Here is a 17,381-nt window from a genome sequence, read left to right as displayed (position 1 = left end):
ACCCAAGATCGGCCTGGGTGTTCTTCCGGCCCTGGCATATCCCTGTCGTCCTGCAGGTGGCGAGGGAGACCGGATGATGTCCTATGAGATCACGCGGCGCGGGTTCGTGGCGTCGGGCGCGCTGGCGATGCTGTGCGGCCCCGCTTTCGGTGCGACGGGCACGCTCGATACCGCGCTGATCAACGCACAGGTCTGGACCGGCGCGGGCGGAACGACCGATGCCGTGGGCATAGCGGGCAACCGGATCGCCGCGCTGGGAGCCCGCGCCGTCCGCTCGGCCACCGGCAAGACGACCCGGGTGATCGATTGCCGGGGGGCGTTCATCATGCCCGCCTTCATCGACTGCCATACCCATTTCCTGCGCGGATCGACGACGATCACCCAGCCCGACGTGCTGGAGGTGAAATCGAAAGCCGAGTTCATCGAGCGGATCGGCGCGGCGGTGCGCACCGTACCCAATGGCCAGTGGCTGACCGGCGGCCCGTGGGACGAGCAGCGCTTCGGCGGCCAGCTGCCGCGCAAGGAATGGATCGACGCGGTGTCGGGCGACACGCCGATCGCGATTCCGCGCACCGATCTCCACTCGCTGTTCCTGAACTCGGCTGCATTGCGGCTGGCGGGGATCGACCGGAACACGCCCGATGTAGCCGGCGGGGTGATCGAGCGCGACGAGCGCGGCGAACCGACCGGCGTGCTGAAGGACAATGCCCGCAACCGCGTGCTCGAGGTGATCCCGCCGCCCACCGAAGCGATCGTCGATGGCCTTGTCCGGCACGGCATAGACTATGCGCTGAGCAAGGGCGTCGCACAGGTCCACAACACCGAAGTCGACTGGTCGGTGCAGGATGCGGTGCGGCGGCTCCGGCGCGCTGGGCCGACCGGCCTGCGCTTCTACTCGATGGTGCCGCTCGCCGACTGGGAGCGGCTGGCGGCGCTGGTCAAAGCCGAGGGGCGAGGCGACGATTGGGTGCGCTGGGGGGCGCTCAAATGCGTGTCCGACGGGTCGCTCGGCGCGCGCACGGCGCGTTTCTATGAGCCCTATGTCGATGCGCCGACCCAGCGTGGCGTGTGGACTGTGCGCGTGGAGGACATGCGCGAGTGGATTCCCGCGGCCGACGCGGCGGGCCTCGCCATCACCACCCATGCGATCGGCGACGAGGCGAACGACGTCGTCCTCGACATCTATGCCGACACGGTGAAGCGCAACGGAAAGCGCGACCGGCGCTTCCGGATCGAGCATGCCCAGCATCTGAGCCCCGGCGCCTGGACGCGGATGGCCAAGCAGCAGGTGATCGCCTCGGTCCAGCCCTATCACGCCGCCGATGATGGCCGCTGGGCGGTGAAGCGGATCGGCGAGGAGCGGCTGAACCGCACCTATGCCTTCCGCTCGCTGCTCGAGGCGGGGGTCGCGACCTGCTTCGGGTCGGACTGGCCGGTCGCGCCGATCGACCCGATGACCGGCATCGACGCGGCCGTCCAGCGGCATACGATCGACGGCGCCAATCCGAACGGCTGGCATCCCGAGCAGCGGATTTCGATCGAGCAGACGCTGACCGCCTATACCCGCACCGCCGCCTTCGCGGGGTTCCAGGACGACCGGCTGGGCCGGATCGCCCCGGGCTATCTGGCCGACCTGGTGGTGCTCGACCGCAACCTGCTGACTGTTCCCGCCGACCAATATCTGAAGACGCAAGTCCTGCGGACCTTCGTTGACGGGCAGGAGCGTTTAACCGGCGCGGGCGCGCACCAAAACTAGGCCAGCCTCCGGCGCGCGTCAGCTGACCGCTCGGTTTATAGCGGGCGACATGTACGACCTCGTTCAGGATCGGGCCTGCCGATTTGCGAGGGGTTAGGCGATCTCCACCACAGCCTTGCCGATCGCCTGCCGCGACGCGAGCCAGGCGATAGCCTCGCCGCCACGCTCCAGCGGCCAGGTCTTGCCGACCGGGGGATTGATCAGGCCCGCGTCCCACCAGGCAAGGAGCTTGTCCATATTCTTGCGATGGGCCTCGGGATCGCGCTCCGCGAACGCGCCCCAGAAGATGCCGCAAACATCGCAATTCTTCAGCAGCGCGACGTTGAGCGGCAGCCGTGGGATGCCCGCGGGAAAGCCGATGACCAGATAGCGTCCGCGGAAAGCGATCGAACGCAGCGCGGGCTCGCAATAATCGCCGCCGACCGGATCGTAGACCACGTCGGCGCCACCGGGGCCTACGGCTTCCTTGAACGCCTGCGCCATGGCCTTGGACTGGGCCGGGTCGAACGGGGCGCGGGGATAGATCATCACCGCGTCGGCGCCGGCGGCGCGCGCCGCCTGTGCCTTGGTTTCATCGGAAACGGCGGCGACCACGCGCGCGCCCATCGCCTTGCCGATCTCGATCGCCGCCAGGCCGACGCCGCCGGCCGCGCCCAGGACGAGCAGGGTTTCCCCCGCCTGCAACCGGCCGCGATCGGCCAGCGCGTAGATCGTCGTGGCATAGGTGATGATCAGCGCCGCGCCTTGCGCCGGGCTCTTGCCTTCGGGCAGCGGGGTTGCGGATGCCGCAGGAAGGATCGCCTGCTCGGCAAGCCCGCCATGGCCGATCATGCCGATCACGCGGTCACCGGTCTTCCAGCCGGTGACGGCCGATCCGACCGCCTCGACGATGCCCGCAATCTCGCATCCCGGGGCGAAGGGCCGCTCGGGCCTGTACTGATATTTGTCCTCGATGATCAGCACGTCGGGATAGTTGATCGAGCAGGCGAGCACCCGGACGCGCAGGTCATGCGGGCCTTCGGCAGGGACAGGCATGTCCCGCAGCCTGAGCGTCTCTGGTCCACCGACGCTTTCCGATACCAAAGCCTTCATCATCCATCCTCATTTCAACGGGCCATGCCCTACCGTCCTTCGATCGATCTGAAAAGTTAGTTTGTTGGATTTCCGAAAAACAGCATTGCAATAGCTAGCGGAAAAATCAGAAGGACGAGCTTACAGAAGCTAGGGTATGCTCTGTCGGGGTGAGAGGCATCTCAAGAAGGCGAGTGACGCATCATCTGCCGAATTGGAAAGAATGTCTTTCGCACTTCACGCTAATTTTTCCGGCAATCCTGCGGTAGCCGGTAAGCTGGACATGTGTGCCGCGATAAAATGTGAGAGGCTGGACCATGGTGACGGACGTAGCGCTGGATTCGAAGAAGGCGAACGGGCTGGTCGAGGATCCCTTCGTGGATGCATCGGGCCAGCCGGACAGCGCCCCGCGCTTCTGGGATGCGTTCAAGGTCTCGAAGGAGCAGATCGACGGCGAGATCGATCGGCTCAAGTCGCTGCCCCGGCCCGCCAATGGCCGCCGCCGTTCCTACATCGTCCATCCCCAATCTGACCGGAACAGCATAACCCCGGGGCTGCGCGCGACGATCGAGGTCGTGATGCCCGGCGAGGTCGTCGAGACGACCGCCAATAATTCCTCGAGCGTGGCGATCTGCATCGAGGGGCAAGGACGCGCGCTGATCGATGGCAAGGCCTTCGACATGACTCGCCACGACACGCTGTCGGTGCCGAACATGGCTAGCCAGAGCTATGCCAGCACCGGAGACGAGGCCTATGTTCGGCTGGTGTTCAGCGATGCGCCGATCCTCGAATATCTGCGCGCGCTCTATGTTTCGGATGGCGTCGGCACAGGGGCGGCGGCTTCCGCCGAACCGATCGAGCATAAGCGCGATCCGATGGCGGATTTCATCTATCCGATGCCGACCGGCGGCGGCGCGCTGAAGACCTATCATGCCTTCATCGATCCTGAGGTCGTCGAGCAGTCCGCGCATCTGTGGAAGTGGGAGGAGGTTAAGACCTTCCTCAACGACATGGACAAGAACACCAAGGACCTGCGCGCGGCGATCATCACCATGTACTGGAATCCGAAGACCGGCCGGACGCATGGATCGACCAACACGATCACCGCCTGGATGAGCGGTGGCGTCGATCCGAACTGGACCGGCAAGAAATGGGACATGGCCCGGTCGCACCGGCACAACGTCACCGCGATGAACTATGCGATCGCCGGCAACTGGAAGACGATCGTCGAGCGCGAGGAGATCAGCTGGGGTCCCGGCGATCTGGTGCTGACCGCCCCCGCCTGGGCCGCGCATTCCAACGGACGGTTCGACCGCGAGGCCTATACTTTCGCGATCCAGGACAATGCGCTGCTCGCGGCGATGAACAGCACCATATTGCAGGAATATGTGAACCGGCCCGTCATCCATCTGGGCGCACGGCCCGGCTTCGAAGCGTAAGGGAGGCTCTCCGATGGCGGGTGCCACCCATTTCCTGACGCCGGAAGGCAATGCCAGCATCGTCGACGACTGCCTCTATGGCTGGGGCGCCGACATGCTGGTCGTCTATCTGCGCTGCGATCCCGATCGGTTGCAGGCGCTGCTGCCGCCGGACCTGAAGGTCGCCGATGGGCTGTGCATGGCCTATATCGGGGCGTTCCAGTCGGCCAGTGAGGACCGGCCGGATGCGCTGCTGCTCAACCCGGCGGGCGCGGTCTATAATGAGGCGGCGCTCAGCATCGCCTGCACCTATGGCGACAGGAAGGGCTACTTCCCCGCCTTCGTCTGGGTCGACAAGGAATGGTCGCTGATCCGGGGCTGGCTGAACGGCTATCCCAAGAAGATCGGTTCGATCACCCTGGCGCGGCCGCACAGCTATAACCCGGTCACCGGCGGCGGGCTGCGGGTGGGCGCGGTGGCGGGGGGGATCTGCTCCCGGCACGGCTTCACGCTGATGCGGCTGGGCCTGACGGTGGACCGCGCGGGCGATCCCAGCGACCTGATGTCGCGGCCCGCCACCTTCGGCCATCGCCACTGGCCCGCGCTGCACCCGTCGCAGACCGCGGTGTCGGAGCTGGTGGAGGTCAATCGCACCGACCTGAAGGTCGGCGACGTCTGGGTCGGCGAACCGTTTTTCGAACTCGGCAACGCACCCGACGAAGGGCTCGACTATTTCCGCGAGCATGAGGTGATCGGCGGGGTAACCTATTCCTACGGCTTCCGGATCGGCGGGGCGACCCGGCTGGACAAGGTCGAGCGTTAAGGCTCGCGGCGATAGCGGCCGAGCAGCAGCACGGCCCCGCCGCCCGCCAGGCAGATGATGAAGCCTAGCTGGAAGGGGAGATCGTAGCTTCCCGCCATGTCACGCAGATAACCGAAGAGGAACGGTCCTATCATGCCGCCCAGCCCCGCCAGGAAGGCTATGACGCCGTAGATGCGGTTGAACATCTCCACCGGGAAATAGCGGCGGGCAAGCACGGGCCCCATGTCGGTCTCGGTGCCGACGATCAGCCCGGCGAGGATCACGCCGAGCATGATCGGGCCGAAGGAAGAAACCGGCGTGAACTGGAGGATTTCCAGTCCGCTGCCGCCCAGCGCCACAAAGATCATCGAGACCAGCGGCGCATGGAAGATGTCCATCAGCATCGCCGATGCGATCCGGCCGGCCAGCAGGCCGATGCCTATGAAACTTGCGAACAGCGCGGCCTGATCGAGGCTCATCCCCCGGTCGGCCAGCGCGGCGGGAATATGGGTGATTGCGCCGAACCCGGCGATCGAAGTCGCCAGCATCGCGGCCCCGATGATCCAGAAGCGCCATGACGAGAGAACGGCGCGCAGGGTGATCTCGGATCCGGCGACCATATCCGACCTCTTTTGCCGGGCCTGCTGCAGCGCGTTGTCGAAATCGATCCCGTTACGTCCGACCAGCAGGATCGACAGGCTGCCAAGCGCCAGCGTCACCAGCCCCATGACGATGAAGGCGGCCTGCCATCCGAGCAGGCCGAGGACATGGTTGGCGAACACCGGCATGCCGACCGCGCCCAGCCCGAAGCCGATCATCGCCAGGCCTATCGCGGTGCCGAGCCGCCGGTCGAACGCCTGACCGATCAGCATCATGAAACCCGAGGGCGACGTCACCGCGGTGAGCAGGCCCGAGAGAAAGGCGATCATCGAGAACAGCCCGACCGTCGCGGGCGCGGTGCCGAGCATGAGCAGGCAGCCGGCGAGCGCGGCATAGCCGATCCACATCGTCCGCCGCACGCCGATGCGCTCCATGATCGCGGGCGTGAAAGGCACGGCGATCGTGAAGCCCGCGAAGGACATGGTGGCGAGCAGCGAAACCTCAGCCCGGCCCCAGCCGAGCGCCTGCGACAGCGGCTTGATGAACACGCTCACCGACAGCGGCACCATCACCGCGAAGCCGCCGAGCAACCCCAGCGCCGTGCCCAGCAGGAACAGCAGCGCACGCCGGTTCAGCAGCCCGTTCCGATCGAGGACGGGGATGTCCTCTGCCGGCGTCACGCGCATGAAAAGTCGTTCCGCGTTGTCAGGCTTTTCGCAATCCTGCCTGCGCTAGGCGCGGCTTCACGTCCTTGATCCAGCGGTTGACGCCGTCCTCATAGCTGAACCAGCTGAGCAGCACGCCGTCGATCCCGCCCTGCGACAGATTGTCGAGGCGCTGGGTGATCTGGTCGGCGGTGCCGACCAGTTCGTAGCCGCCATGGCCCGCTTTCAGGCGGAATTTCATCGCTTCCATGATGTCCTTGGGCATCAGCTGCGAATGCATGTTGTGCATGTTCATGAAACCGTCGAGAGCGCGATCGTCGCCATGTTCGACGACATAATAGTTCAGCCGGTCGCGCGCTTCCTGCTCGGTGTCGCCCTGGACGATATAGGACAGTGTCCAGACCTGAAGGTCGCGGCCATATTCCTCACGCGCCAGCCTGCGATAGGCATCGGTCTCGCGGCGCATTTCCTCGGGATTGTCGGATTTGACGATGACAAAGGCCATGTCCGAATATTTGGCGGCGAACTCACGTCCGCGATCCGATCCGCCGGCGTTCATGATCGGCGGGAAGGGGCGCTGGATCGGCTTGGGCAGGCTGATGCCCTTTTTGACGGTGTAATATTCCCCGTCATAGTCGAAGGCCTCGTCGCGGCTCCACAGCTCGCGCAATATCTCGATCCATTCGGCCGCCTGTGCATAGCGGTCGTGATGGTCCTTCATCGCCGCGCCGAACATGTCGAGCTCCGTCTTGTTCCAGCCCGCGACGACGTTCAGGCCGAAGCGGCCGCCCGAAATCTGGTCGATCGTCGCGCACTGCTTGGCGGCGGCGATCGGGTGGATGGTGGGAACGTGCGAGGTGGCGAAGACCGCGGCGCTGGTGACCTGGCTGGTTGCCGCCGCCCAGGTGTAGCTGTCCAGCGCGAGACCGCTGCGATGCGCATCGTCGCCCTCGACATAGCCTCGCCAGCGCGAATAGGGCACGTTGCCCTCGAACCCGGCCTGTTCGGCGAGCCGCGACACCCGCTCCGACTCCTCCCAGGTGGCATTGGGGGTCTCGGGGGCGTTCGACATATTGTTGCCGATGCCGTTCAACCCGAAGATACCCAGCTTCAGCTTGTTGTCGTTGAACAGGGGATTGGTCTCCGCCCGCGGGTCGTCCTTCCAGCTCTTCATTCTTATGGCTCCTCACCTTTTGCCAAAGCCTGATCCGCGGCATGGGCTTTGACAATCGCGTGTCGGAACCACTGGATTTCCGAATTGGAAAAATCCGCACGGCCCGCCCGCGCTGGCCGCGAAAAAGCGGCGTCTCCAGAAGTGCCGATTTGGAAATAGTGTCTTTCGGCTACGTGCCTACACGCCGCCAGTCCATCGGACATAACTAGCTCAACGCATAACAGCAGATGAAAAGAGCGATGAGGATAGGAACCTGTCTGTATCAAGGGCGCACCCGGATCATCCGCGAGGATGAGGGCCAGATCGTCCTCTTGCCCGAGGATTTCGCGAGCAGCGTCATGGCGCTTATCGCCGATGGGCGGCTGAAGGAGGCCGAGGCGGTCGCCGGCACGGCGATCGCGTCCGATGCGATCACCATGCTGCCGCCGGTCACCGACCCGGACAAGATCCTGGCGATCGGGTTCAACTATCGCGGTCATCTGATCGAGACGGGTACGCCGCTGCCCGACTATCCCTCGGTCTTCGTCCGCTTTGCATCGAGCCAGGTCGGCCATGACCAGCCGGTCGTCGCCCCGGCCATATCGACCGAGCTCGATTTCGAGGGCGAACTCGCCGTGATCATCGGCCGTCCGGCGTGGCGGGTCAGCGCGGCCGACGCGATGGACTATGTGGCGGGCTATAGCTGCTTCGCCGAGAATTCGGTCCGTGATTTCCAGATGCACGCGCGTCAGGTGACGGCGGGCAAGAACTTCCTCAACAGCGGCGCGATCGGCCCGTGGTTGACCACCGCGGACGAGGTTGGCGATCCTTCGGCGCTGGAACTCACCACCCGGCTGAACGGCGCGGTCGTGCAGCATGACAGGCTGACCTCGCTGATCTTCAGCGTTGCCGACCTGATCGCTTATATCTCCAGCTTCACCCGCCTGCTGCCCGGCGACATCATCGCGACCGGCACGCCTGACGGGGTGGGTTTCCTGCGCGATCCCAAGATGTGGCTCGTGCCCGGCGACGTGATGGAGATCGACATCCCCGGGGTCGGTCTGCTGCGCAACCATGTGATCGCGGAAACGCCCGAAGCCGTCGGGGCAGGGGCATGAGCGAGGAGCGGGCCAAGGGACCGCTGGTCTGGCTGACCGAGGCGCAGGTCGCCGCGCTCGTCGATCTCAACGATGCGATGGCGGCGTTGCGCACCGGCTTCATCGAAGAGGCCGAAGGGCGGGCTAAGGCGGTCGACAAGGCGCTGGGCCAATGGCCGGGCGGCGCGATGCATGCGCTGGGCTCGATGTCGCCGGGGCAGCATTATGCCGGGTTCAAGACCTGGGTGCATACCGACAAGGGCGCGACGGCGATCTTCTCGTTGTTCGACACCCGCGATGGTCAGTTGCTGGCGGTGCTGGAAGCCGCGACGCTGGGGCAGATCCGGACCTCGGCGGTGTCGGGCCTCGCCGCCGATGTGCTTGCCGCACCCGGCGCTGACGAGATGGCGCTGATCGGCACCGGCGCGCAGGCGCTGACCCAGGTCGCGGCGGTGGCCGCGGTCCGCCCGCTGCGGCGGCTGAGGGTCTATAGCCCCACGGCGGACAAGCGCGCGGCCTTTGTCGAGAAGGCGCGGGCGCAGTTCGGCTTTGAGGTGATCGACAGCCCGTCGCTCGATGACGCGGTGCGCGACGTGCCGATCGTCACGCTGATCACGCGGGCGTCCGCACCGTTCCTGGACGCCGGGCTGTTGTCGCCGGGCGTGTTGCTGATCGCGGCCGGCGCGATCCTGCCCGCCAATGCCGAATGCCTGCCCAATGTGCTCGAACGCAGCACGGGGATATATGTGGACAGCCTGCGCAATGCCCAGCTCAACTCGCGCGAACTGCGCGAGTATTTCGGCGAGGACGGCGACGGCTGGAAGGCGGTCAGGACATTGGGCGCGCTGCTGAGCGAGGGCGGGGCACTGCTCGCCGATCGTGATATCACGATGTTCAAGCCGATGGGCACCGGTCTGTCTGATCTGTCGGTGGCGATCATGGCCTATGAGCGCGCCATGGCACAGGGCATCGGCCTGTCGATCGATCAGCCGCAGCGGGTCATGCCCCGCTGGCGGACCGTCGACGTCAAATAAGATAGAATTGCTTCAGGAGTTTAAGGAAATGCAGGGTCGAGCCAAGCTTGTCGATGAAAGCGGTCAGTCGCCGGATGTTACCGAGACCTGGCCGTCGATCGTCATCACCAAAGAGGAGATCGAGGCCGAGATCGCGCGGCTGGCGGATGAGCCCATGCCCGCCAACGGCCGCCGGTCGACCAATATCGTCCACCCGCTGTCGGCCGCGCCGGGCCTGGGCCTGGCGCCCGGCATCGATGTGCATATCGACGTTCTGAAGCCTGGAGAACGCGTCCGCGTCAGCCGGTCGAACAGCACGGCCGCGGCAATGTGCATCGGCGGGCATGGCGCGGCACGGATCGGCACATCGACCTTCGGTATCGAAACGCATGACGTCTGGAACGTGCCGTCGATGCACCCGGTCTTCTATGAGAACAATGGATCGAAGCTGCTGGTGCGGCTGACCTTCTCGAACCGGCCGATGCTCGAAAAGCTGATGGTCTATTATGGCGAGGAGGCCGCCGACGCCAAGGTTTCGGACGACTGGTTCCACGCGGTCGCGCAAGAGTTTGCCACCGGGCCGCGCGCCAAGGACAGCGCGCCGATCGTGCCAATCGGCAACGGCGCCTTCCTGATGCCCTATGAGCATCTGGTCGATCCCGATACGGTCGACAACCACGCCCTGCACTGGCCCTGGCCCGAGGTGGAGCCGCGGCTGAAGACGGTTCGCGCGATCGGCGACGGCTATAATGGCCGCCGTCTCTACATTCTCTACAACCCCGCCACCGAGCGCCGCAACGGCACGACCCACAGCTTCTTCGCGTCGATTGCCTCCTATCCCGGCGACATCGTCGATCGCCCGCACCGGCACAGCTCGGCGGCGATCAACTATTATTTCGGCGGTTCGGGGCGCAGCACGGTGAGCGGCGAGAAGCTGACCTGGAAAGCGGGCGACCTGATGCTGTCCGCCCCTGGCTGGGCGATCCACAACCATGCCTCGGGGCCCGACGGCTTCTATGCGCTGACCATTCAGGATCACCCGCTGATGATCGCGACCGAATCGCTGATCTGGCAGGAGACGATGAAGGAGCCGATCAAGAATCTGGGAACCCAGATCGGCTTTCAGACCAACATCTCCGAACTCGCCTGAACGTGCCTTCACCGCGCCCCGCCATCGTGCGGGGCGCTCCGCATCGGATGACCAAGATGACCAGCATCCCGCCCCTCGATTTCGCAGATATCGACGAAAGCCTTCAGGCGCTATTCCAGCCGACGATCGACCGGCTCGGCTATTTTGGCGACTTTTTTCGTTATGGCAGCCATGCCCCCGCGGTGCTGTCGGGCTTCATGGGGCTCAGCGTCGCGCTGAAGCAGTCGATCCCCGATGACGTCAACGAGACCGTCGCGCTGACCGTCTGCACCGCGATGGATTTCTCCTATGAGCGGATCCAGCATGAGCGGCTGTCCGAAAAGCTCGGCTTCGATCGGGACTGGATCGCGGCCATGGTCGGGCGGCCGTCTTCCGCCGCGATCACGCCGACCCAGGCCGCGGCGCGCGAATTGTCGATCGCCATGGTCGATGGCCGCCATGACGATGCACGGGCGGCGGCGGAACGGATCGCGGCGCTGGAAAATCCCGGGCTCGCGGTTGCGCTGTTGTTCCAGGCGACCCGCTTCATCCAGGTCTGCGCCATAGGGCGGACCCTGGATATGCAGCTTGCGGCCCCATCGATATTCGATTCTAAGTGACGGACGATAATCCTTCGCGGTCGTCTGTCCTGCTGCGGCCTGCCCTGTGACAGGCGGAACCGGCGCTGGGAGGCAAAGGACGGGTGCCATGAAGGGCGAGATCAAGAATATCTACCGCTCGATGCTCGACAATCTGAGCGCGCTGCGCGCCTTTGTCGCGGTCGTGGAATCGGGCAGTTTTTCCGAAGCCGGCTACCGGCTGAACGTGATGCCTTCGACGATCAGCAAGCATGTCTCCTTCCTGGAAGAGAAGATTCATGGCCAGCTCATCGTCCGCTCGACCAAGCATCTCTCCATCTCCGAACTCGGCCGCCGCTTCTACGACCGGTGCCTCATCATCCTGAAGGAGGTTGAGGAAACCGAAGCCGAGATGCTCGAATATCAGATGGAGCCGCAAGGCAATCTGCGCGTGACCATGGGGCCGTCCTTCGCGGGCTATCACCTGCCGCCGCTGATCCCGACCTTTCTGGAGCGCTATCCCAAGATCAGCGTGGATTTCCGCATCACCCCCGAGGTGATCGACCTGATCGACAATTCGATCGACGTCGCGATCCGGATCAGCAGCAATCTGGAACCGGGCCTTATCGCGGTGAAGCTCGCCCCCAATATCCGCAGTGTGTGCGTATCGCCCGCCTATATCGAGAAGTTCGGCAGGCCGGCCGAGCCCAAGGACCTCGTCCAGCATAACTGCCTGCTGACCAACGACGCATCGAGCAGCTCGAAATGGCGGCTGCTGCAGGATGGCGAGGAGACCGTCATCCACGTCACCGGCAACCTCGTCGTCAATGACGGCACGATCTACAAGCAGGCGATCCTCGACGGCATCGGTATCGGCCATCTCTCGCGCTATCTGGTCTACAAGGAGATCGCCGATGGGACGTTGATCGAGCTGTTCCCCGAGAGCCGGGTGATCAACAGCTATATCTATGTCGTTTACCCGCAGCGCCGGAACCTGCCGCTGAAGACCCGCGTGTTCATCGATCATCTCCGCGATGCGTTTCGCGGCACCCCCGAATGGATGCCGTAGGGCGCATCGATATTAAGCCCGTATCGGTCTGCAAATGGCGATTTCCTGCGCTTCCGGCGCTCACGTACATTGAGCGCCTACTTCTTTTAATTCTTCGGGGCGTAATAGTCGTCCAGAACCGCGAAACGTTCACGCCGTAGCGGTTCGCCTGCCGCAAGCGTTTCGCCGAGCTGCATTGCGGGGCCGTCGCTCCCGGTGAATTGCGGCCATGACGGCAGGCCTTCGCCATTCGGATCGCCAGCCTTGGCGAAATTGACCCAATAGCGCGAGATGCGGCCGGACATCGTCTCGTCCCCGGCGGTCCACGCCCAATCATAGGCGGCCAGGTTGCGGAAGACATAGGGGATCTCCGCCGCGTGGACCGGGCCGAAATCGCTTTCGAGATAGCGGCCCGTCGGGATCGGCGGGGCATAGGTCCAGTCATAATAATAGACAGGCGCATTGCCGTGCCGTTGGGCGAGGTTGGCCCAGGTCCAGTTCTGCCAGCCGAACACCCGATCGGCGAGCAGATCGCCGCTCGATCGCGCCGCCGACCGATCATCGACCGCCGGATAGGCCCGCAGCGCGGCGTCGGCCAGCGGCCCCATGTCCGTGCGCAGATAGGCCTCATATTCCGCCAGCGTCTTGATGCTGGGCAGGCCCGAGCAGTCGTCGGTGGTCGATCCGGTCAGCAGCGGCACGTCGTTATGCTTGCCCGCGCGGATGATCGCGCCGGGGCTGTCCGGAAGCGCATAGCCGTCGACGATCGGATAATTGGTGTCGGCCGCGCCCTCGCCGAGATAGCCGCCCAGCGCTTCCATATACCAGCGGCCTTCCTCCATCGGGATTGCACCGGTCATGATCGCTTCAGGCGGCAGCGCGCGCAGGGCGTCAAGCGTGGTCGCGCCCAGGCCATCCGACAGTTGCTGGCCGCGCGCTTCAGCCGATGGGAGGTCAAGCGGCCGATCGAACAGGCCGCTATCCTGTGCGGGAGGCCCCATGAACGCCCCGCTGCCCGCGATCGCACGATGGAACAGGCCTTTGGAGAGAGGCGAAGCCATGTGCATCGAGCAGCTCGCCGATCCCGCCGACACGCCGAAGATGGTGACATTGCCGGGATCGCCGCCGAATTCGGCGATGTTGTCGCGCACCCAGCGCAGCGCGGCGACCTGATCCATGAAGCCGTAATTGCCCGACGCGCCATGCTCGCTCTCGGCGCTGAGCAGCGGATGGGCGAGGAAGCCCATGCGGCCGAGCCGGTAATTGACGGTGACGACCACCGCGCCGAGCGCCGCCAGGCCGCTGCCGTCGAAGAGGAGCTTGCCGTCGGGGGCGGTGGTGCAGGCCGACGATCCGAACATGAACGCGCCGAGATGGAACCAGACCATCACCGGCCGCCGCTCGCCACGTGCCTTTGCGTCGGTCCAGACGTTGAGCGTCAGGCAATCCTCGCTCTGCGGCGGCGAGCCCGGATTGTAGAGCGAATTGGGGGCAGGGGCGAATTGCATCGCGACCGGCGAATGGCGATCGGCGGCGCGCGTCCCCTGCCAGGACAGCGGATCGTGCGGCGGGCGCCAGCGCAGGTCGCCGACCGGCGGCGCGGCATAGGGGATGCCGAGGAAAGCCGAACCGCCTTTGGTGGCGATCCCGGTCAAACGGCCCTGCCGCGTCGTCGCGCTATCTATCATCGCCTGCTCTCCTGCGGATATGGTCTAGTCGGGCCTGTGCATGTGGAAATGGCCGTCGGCGGTCAGGTGGAAATATTCGGACACGCCGCCGGCGCGCATGATCGGGTCGCCCTTCAGCGTTTCGTAGATGCCGTCCACGATCAGGTGGCGTGCGATGCGGACATAAACCGCCTCGCCGATCACCAGATAGCTGCCGGAAGGCCGGCCGTTGCGGTCGCGCAGGTCGACGATCTGGGTAAGCACGCAATCGAACGAGACCGGCGACTCCGCGACATAGGCGGGTGCGCCGAAGCTCGACGGCATGGGCGTCAGCCCGGACAGGGTGAACTCGTCGACGTCGCGTGGCACGACCGACGACGAGATGTTCATCGCCGTGGCCAGCGGCCGGGTGGCGAGGTTCCACACGAAGCGGCCCGTTTCCTCGATGTTGCGCAGGCTGTCCTTGCGGCCGCCGCTCGAAAAACCGATCAGTGGCGGATCGCCCCGCAACATGTTGAAGAAGCTGTAGGGCGCGAGATTATTGTGCCCCGCCAGGCTGGCCGACGAGATCCAGCCGATCGGCCGCGGCGCGATGATCGACTGCATGGGATTATGCTTCAAGCCATGCCCTCTGGCCGGCTCGTAGCAATGGAAATCATGTTGTTCCCCCGTCCGCGATGCGACGGCAGGGGCCTCTCCCGAAGGCGTCATGAATAAGGTCTCTGGCCCAAATTGTTGAAACGAACTTACCGTCCGCCTTCGTGCGCGCGCCAATCAAAAGCGCTTTCCAAAACGACAACAGTGATATTCCGATTGAGGCCTTTGCTCCCGCCAGACATGGGAGGAAGCTGATCATCACGATAATTATATTCGCTGGAGTGGTGATGGGCCGCAAGAAACAGATCGCCGTCAATGCCTTCTCGATGGCGTCGCCGACGCAATCCTGGTCGGGACTTTGGGCGCATCCGCAATCCAACGGCCTCGGCTATACCGATATCGAGTTCTGGACCGGGCTTGCCCAACTTTGCGAGCGCGGGCTGATCGACGCGGTGTTCCTGGCCGATGTGCTGGGCGCGAACGACGTCTATGGCGGGAACAGCGACGCGGTGCTCCGTTCGGGCACGATGATGCCGAACAACGATCCCATGGTGCTGATCTCGGCGATGGCGGCGGTCAGCCGCAACCTGTGCTTCGGGATCACCGGCAACACCACCTATGAGACGCCCTATCTGCTCGCGCGCCGCTTCAGCACGCTCGATCATCTGACCAAGGGGCGGGTCGCCTGGAATGTCGTGACCGGGGTGCTGGCGAGCACGGCCCGCGCGGTCGGCGCGACGCAGCAGGTGGCGCATGACGCGCGCTACGACATGGCCGACGAATATATGGAGCTGATGTACAAGCTGTGGGAAAGCAGCTGGGAAGATGGTGCGGCGGTTCGCGACAAGGCATCACGGACCTTCGCCGATCCCGACAAGGTCCATATCGTCCACCATCATGGCGAACATTATCGGTGCGACGCCATGCATCTGTCCGAACCCTCGCCGCAGCGCACGCCGATGATCTATGCTGCGGGCGCGTCGGGCCGGGGGCGGGTGTTTGCCGGGCGGCATGCCGAATGCACCTTCATGTCGACCAGCGACATCGGCTTCGCGAAGAAGACGGTGCAGGCCTATCGCGACGAGGCGGTTCGTGCTGGCCGTCGGCCCGACAGCATCAAGGTGTTCAACGCCGCGACGGTGATCGTCGCGAAGAGCAGCGCCGAGGCGCGCGACATCCAGCGGGACATCGCCCAATATAGCGACGAAGAAGGCAATCTGGCGATGTTCTCGCAATGGCTGGGCATCGACCTGTCCAAATATGCGCCAGACGATCCGATCACCTATGTCGAGAGCAATGCCATCCAGTCGATCATGGAAGCGATGACCAAATATAATCCCGGCAAGCCGCTCAAGGTTCGCGATCTTGGCCAGTTCGGCAAGATCGGCGGGCGCGAAGCCTTCTTCGTCGGATCGGTCGACGAGGTGTGCGACGAGATGGAGAAGTGGGTCGACGAGGCCGATATCGACGGCTTCAACCTTGTCCGCACCGTCGAGCCTGGCGGCCTGGGTGCCTTCGTCGATCTGGTCGTGCCCGAGTTGCAGAATCGCGGGGTCTACAAGACCGCCTATGCGCCCGGCACGATGCGTCAAAAATTCTTCCCTGAAGGCGACGGCCGCCTGCCGTCCGACCATGTCGGCAGCAGTTTCCGGCATCGGGTGGCCGAACCGGCATGAGCGATAATTTTCTTCGCAACACATGGTATGTGTTCGCCTGGTCTGACGAAATCGACGGCAAGCCGGTGGGCCGCAAGATCATTGGCGACCACATCGTCTGTTTCCGGGGGCGCGACGGGCTTGTCGCGCTGGCCGATAGTTGCCCCCATCGCTTCGTGCCGTTGAGCCTGGGCAGCGTCAACGATGGTCTGCTCGAATGCGCCTACCATGGGTTGCGCTTTGGCGCGGAGGGGCGTTGCGTGTTCAACCCGCTCGGCGATCCGCCCGATCGCGCGGTGGTGAAGACCTATCCGGTCGTCGAACGGAACGGCGTCATCTGGGTCTGGACCGGCGACCCCGCGCTGGCCGATCCGGACAGCATCGCCGACTTCTCCTTCCTGACCGCGCCGGGGCGGGCGACCGTGACCGGCTATGCCCATGTCAGCGCCGATTATCAGCTGGCGATCGACAACCTGTCGGACCTGACCCACATCCAGTTCATCCACCGCGATTTCCAGGCGTCGGAGGCCTATCCCCGGCTCGAGCACAAGACCTGGCAGGACGGCGATGACGTCTATCGCTCGCTGACCTTTCCGAATGGACGCCCCGCGGCCTTCCTCCAGGGCTTCCTGTCGCCCGATCATCTCATCGATTTCACCGTCGAGACTCGCTGGACCCTGCCATCGAACGTCAAGCTGACGGCGACGGTGACCGAGCCGGGCGCGCCGGAACAATATCTGATCGGCAATGACAGCGCCCATCTCGTCACGCCCGAGGATGACGGCAGCTGCCATTATTTTTATGCCCACAGCCGCGATTATGGCGTTGGTGATCCGGTGGCCGACGAGAAGGTCCGCGAATGGCAGCGGATCGGCTTCGGCGAGCAGGACAAGCCAGTGCTGGAGGCGCAGCAGCGGCGGCTGGGCCATCGCGACATCATGCAGCTACGTCCCGTCATTCTGCCGACCGACGTCGGCGGCGTCCGCGCGCGGCGTATCCTGGCGCAGCGCATCGCCCATGAGCGTCGGGGCGAGCCGGCGCCGCAGGCTATGGAGGACTGACTCCCACCCCGCTCATCCTGAGTAGGGGCTGAGCGTGGCGAAGACCCTACTCAGGATGAGCGAAGGGTGGT

At 64.6% G+C, this 17,381-nt stretch carries 15 protein-coding genes; 10 read left to right on the top strand and 5 right to left on the bottom strand.

All coding sequences use genetic code 11. The annotated features are described in order from the left end of the window. Window positions 1–76 precede the first annotated feature (76 nt). A complete protein-coding gene (locus ASE00_RS10090) occupies window positions 77–1,756 on the top strand; it encodes an amidohydrolase (protein WP_082594721.1) in 1,680 nt (559 codons plus the stop codon). A gap of 93 nt (window positions 1,757–1,849) precedes the next feature. Here ASE00_RS10090 and ASE00_RS10085 read toward each other — a convergent pair whose 3' ends face one another. Then, window positions 1,850–2,848 carry an NADPH:quinone oxidoreductase family protein gene (locus tag ASE00_RS10085; protein ID WP_200957934.1) on the bottom strand — a complete coding sequence of 333 codons (999 nt, stop codon included), beginning with the start codon at window positions 2,846–2,848 and terminating at the stop codon, window positions 1,850–1,852. A 296-nt stretch (window positions 2,849–3,144) separates the two neighbouring features. Between ASE00_RS10085 and ASE00_RS10080 the strand changes: the two genes are divergently transcribed. Next, on the top strand, window positions 3,145–4,266 hold the full coding sequence (locus tag ASE00_RS10080; RefSeq protein WP_056379864.1) for a hypothetical protein: 1,122 nt from the start codon (window positions 3,145–3,147) through the stop codon (window positions 4,264–4,266). Between the two features lie 13 nt (window positions 4,267–4,279). After that, window positions 4,280–5,068 (top strand): acetoacetate decarboxylase family protein, encoded by a 789-nt coding sequence (locus ASE00_RS10075; RefSeq protein ID WP_056379862.1) that lies wholly within the window; start codon window positions 4,280–4,282, stop codon window positions 5,066–5,068. Here the strand turns inward: ASE00_RS10075 and ASE00_RS10070 are convergent. Both ASE00_RS10070 and ASE00_RS10065 read right to left on the bottom strand, forming a co-directional pair. Beyond that, entirely contained in the window at window positions 5,065–6,333 is a 1,269-nt protein-coding gene (locus ASE00_RS10070) for an MFS transporter (protein WP_056379859.1), read from the bottom strand. The two genes, ASE00_RS10075 and ASE00_RS10070, sit on opposite strands and share 4 nt — an antisense overlap. A 19-nt stretch (window positions 6,334–6,352) precedes the next feature. Further along, window positions 6,353–7,486: an LLM class flavin-dependent oxidoreductase gene (locus ASE00_RS10065; RefSeq protein WP_056379857.1), complete on the bottom strand. Its 1,134-nt coding sequence runs from the start codon at window positions 7,484–7,486 to the stop codon at window positions 6,353–6,355. Between the two features lie 239 nt (window positions 7,487–7,725). Here ASE00_RS10065 and ASE00_RS10060 point away from each other — a divergent pair, with 239 nt between their 5' ends. From ASE00_RS10060 to ASE00_RS10040, 5 genes are all read left to right on the top strand, one after another. Beyond that, a complete protein-coding gene (locus ASE00_RS10060) occupies window positions 7,726–8,583 on the top strand; it encodes a fumarylacetoacetate hydrolase family protein (RefSeq protein WP_056379855.1) in 858 nt (285 codons plus the stop codon). Next, a complete protein-coding gene (locus ASE00_RS10055; protein ID WP_056379853.1) occupies window positions 8,580–9,596 on the top strand; it encodes an ornithine cyclodeaminase family protein in 1,017 nt (338 codons plus the stop codon). The genes ASE00_RS10060 and ASE00_RS10055 overlap by 4 nt, the downstream gene beginning before the upstream one ends. Window positions 9,597–9,624: 28 nt before the next feature. Then, window positions 9,625–10,725, top strand: coding sequence for a cupin domain-containing protein (locus tag ASE00_RS10050; RefSeq protein ID WP_056379851.1), 1,101 nt, complete (start codon window positions 9,625–9,627; stop codon window positions 10,723–10,725). A 47-nt stretch (window positions 10,726–10,772) separates the two neighbouring features. After that, window positions 10,773–11,324, top strand: coding sequence for a hypothetical protein (locus ASE00_RS10045; protein WP_235538622.1), 552 nt, complete (start codon window positions 10,773–10,775; stop codon window positions 11,322–11,324). A gap of 88 nt (window positions 11,325–11,412) precedes the next feature. Next, entirely contained in the window at window positions 11,413–12,351 is a 939-nt protein-coding gene (locus tag ASE00_RS10040) for a LysR family transcriptional regulator (RefSeq protein WP_056379849.1), read from the top strand. 86 nt (window positions 12,352–12,437) lie between these two features. Here the strand turns inward: ASE00_RS10040 and ASE00_RS10035 are convergent, their stop codons facing one another. Further along, window positions 12,438–14,018 carry a carboxylesterase/lipase family protein gene (locus ASE00_RS10035; RefSeq protein WP_056379848.1) on the bottom strand — a complete coding sequence of 527 codons (1,581 nt, stop codon included), beginning with the start codon at window positions 14,016–14,018 and terminating at the stop codon, window positions 12,438–12,440. Window positions 14,019–14,042: 24 nt separating this feature from the next. Next, on the bottom strand, window positions 14,043–14,708 hold the full coding sequence (locus ASE00_RS10030) for a flavin reductase family protein (protein ID WP_056379847.1): 666 nt from the start codon (window positions 14,706–14,708) through the stop codon (window positions 14,043–14,045). Between the two features lie 173 nt (window positions 14,709–14,881). Here ASE00_RS10030 and ASE00_RS10025 point away from each other — a divergent pair, with 173 nt between their 5' ends. Then, window positions 14,882–16,270 carry an LLM class flavin-dependent oxidoreductase gene (locus tag ASE00_RS10025; RefSeq protein ID WP_056379845.1) on the top strand — a complete coding sequence of 463 codons (1,389 nt, stop codon included), beginning with the start codon at window positions 14,882–14,884 and terminating at the stop codon, window positions 16,268–16,270. Then, window positions 16,267–17,310: an aromatic ring-hydroxylating dioxygenase subunit alpha gene (locus ASE00_RS10020; protein WP_235538621.1), complete on the top strand. Its 1,044-nt coding sequence runs from the start codon at window positions 16,267–16,269 to the stop codon at window positions 17,308–17,310. Before ASE00_RS10025 ends, ASE00_RS10020 begins: the two co-directional genes overlap by 4 nt. Window positions 17,311–17,381 lie beyond the last annotated feature (71 nt).

This window comes from Sphingomonas sp. Root710 (assembly GCF_001429065.1).
Classification (GTDB): Bacteria; Pseudomonadota; Alphaproteobacteria; order Sphingomonadales; family Sphingomonadaceae; genus Rhizorhabdus.
This window is presented reverse-complemented; position numbering and strand designations above follow the sequence as displayed.

Excerpts from the sequence above, each read along its gene's own strand:
- ASE00_RS10070 (WP_056379859.1), bottom strand. The coding sequence starts at position 6,333 with ATGCGCGTGACGCCGGCAGAGGACATCCCCGTCCTCGATCGGAACGGG.
- ASE00_RS10025 (WP_056379845.1), top strand. The coding sequence starts at position 14,882 with ATGGGCCGCAAGAAACAGATCGCCGTCAATGCCTTCTCGATGGCGTCG.
- ASE00_RS10075 (WP_056379862.1), top strand. The coding sequence starts at position 4,280 with ATGGCGGGTGCCACCCATTTCCTGACGCCGGAAGGCAATGCCAGCATC.
- ASE00_RS10045 (WP_235538622.1), top strand. The coding sequence starts at position 10,773 with ATGACCAAGATGACCAGCATCCCGCCCCTCGATTTCGCAGATATCGAC.
- ASE00_RS10090 (WP_082594721.1), top strand. The coding sequence starts at position 77 with ATGTCCTATGAGATCACGCGGCGCGGGTTCGTGGCGTCGGGCGCGCTG.
- ASE00_RS10060 (WP_056379855.1), top strand. The coding sequence starts at position 7,726 with ATGAGGATAGGAACCTGTCTGTATCAAGGGCGCACCCGGATCATCCGC.
- ASE00_RS10040 (WP_056379849.1), top strand. The coding sequence starts at position 11,413 with ATGAAGGGCGAGATCAAGAATATCTACCGCTCGATGCTCGACAATCTG.
- ASE00_RS10055 (WP_056379853.1), top strand. The coding sequence starts at position 8,580 with ATGAGCGAGGAGCGGGCCAAGGGACCGCTGGTCTGGCTGACCGAGGCG.
- ASE00_RS10035 (WP_056379848.1), bottom strand. The coding sequence starts at position 14,018 with ATGATAGATAGCGCGACGACGCGGCAGGGCCGTTTGACCGGGATCGCC.
- ASE00_RS10050 (WP_056379851.1), top strand. The coding sequence starts at position 9,625 with ATGCAGGGTCGAGCCAAGCTTGTCGATGAAAGCGGTCAGTCGCCGGAT.
- ASE00_RS10030 (WP_056379847.1), bottom strand. The coding sequence starts at position 14,708 with ATGACGCCTTCGGGAGAGGCCCCTGCCGTCGCATCGCGGACGGGGGAA.
- ASE00_RS10020 (WP_235538621.1), top strand. The coding sequence starts at position 16,267 with ATGAGCGATAATTTTCTTCGCAACACATGGTATGTGTTCGCCTGGTCT.
- ASE00_RS10065 (WP_056379857.1), bottom strand. The coding sequence starts at position 7,486 with ATGAAGAGCTGGAAGGACGACCCGCGGGCGGAGACCAATCCCCTGTTC.
- ASE00_RS10085 (WP_200957934.1), bottom strand. The coding sequence starts at position 2,848 with ATGAAGGCTTTGGTATCGGAAAGCGTCGGTGGACCAGAGACGCTCAGG.
- ASE00_RS10080 (WP_056379864.1), top strand. The coding sequence starts at position 3,145 with ATGGTGACGGACGTAGCGCTGGATTCGAAGAAGGCGAACGGGCTGGTC.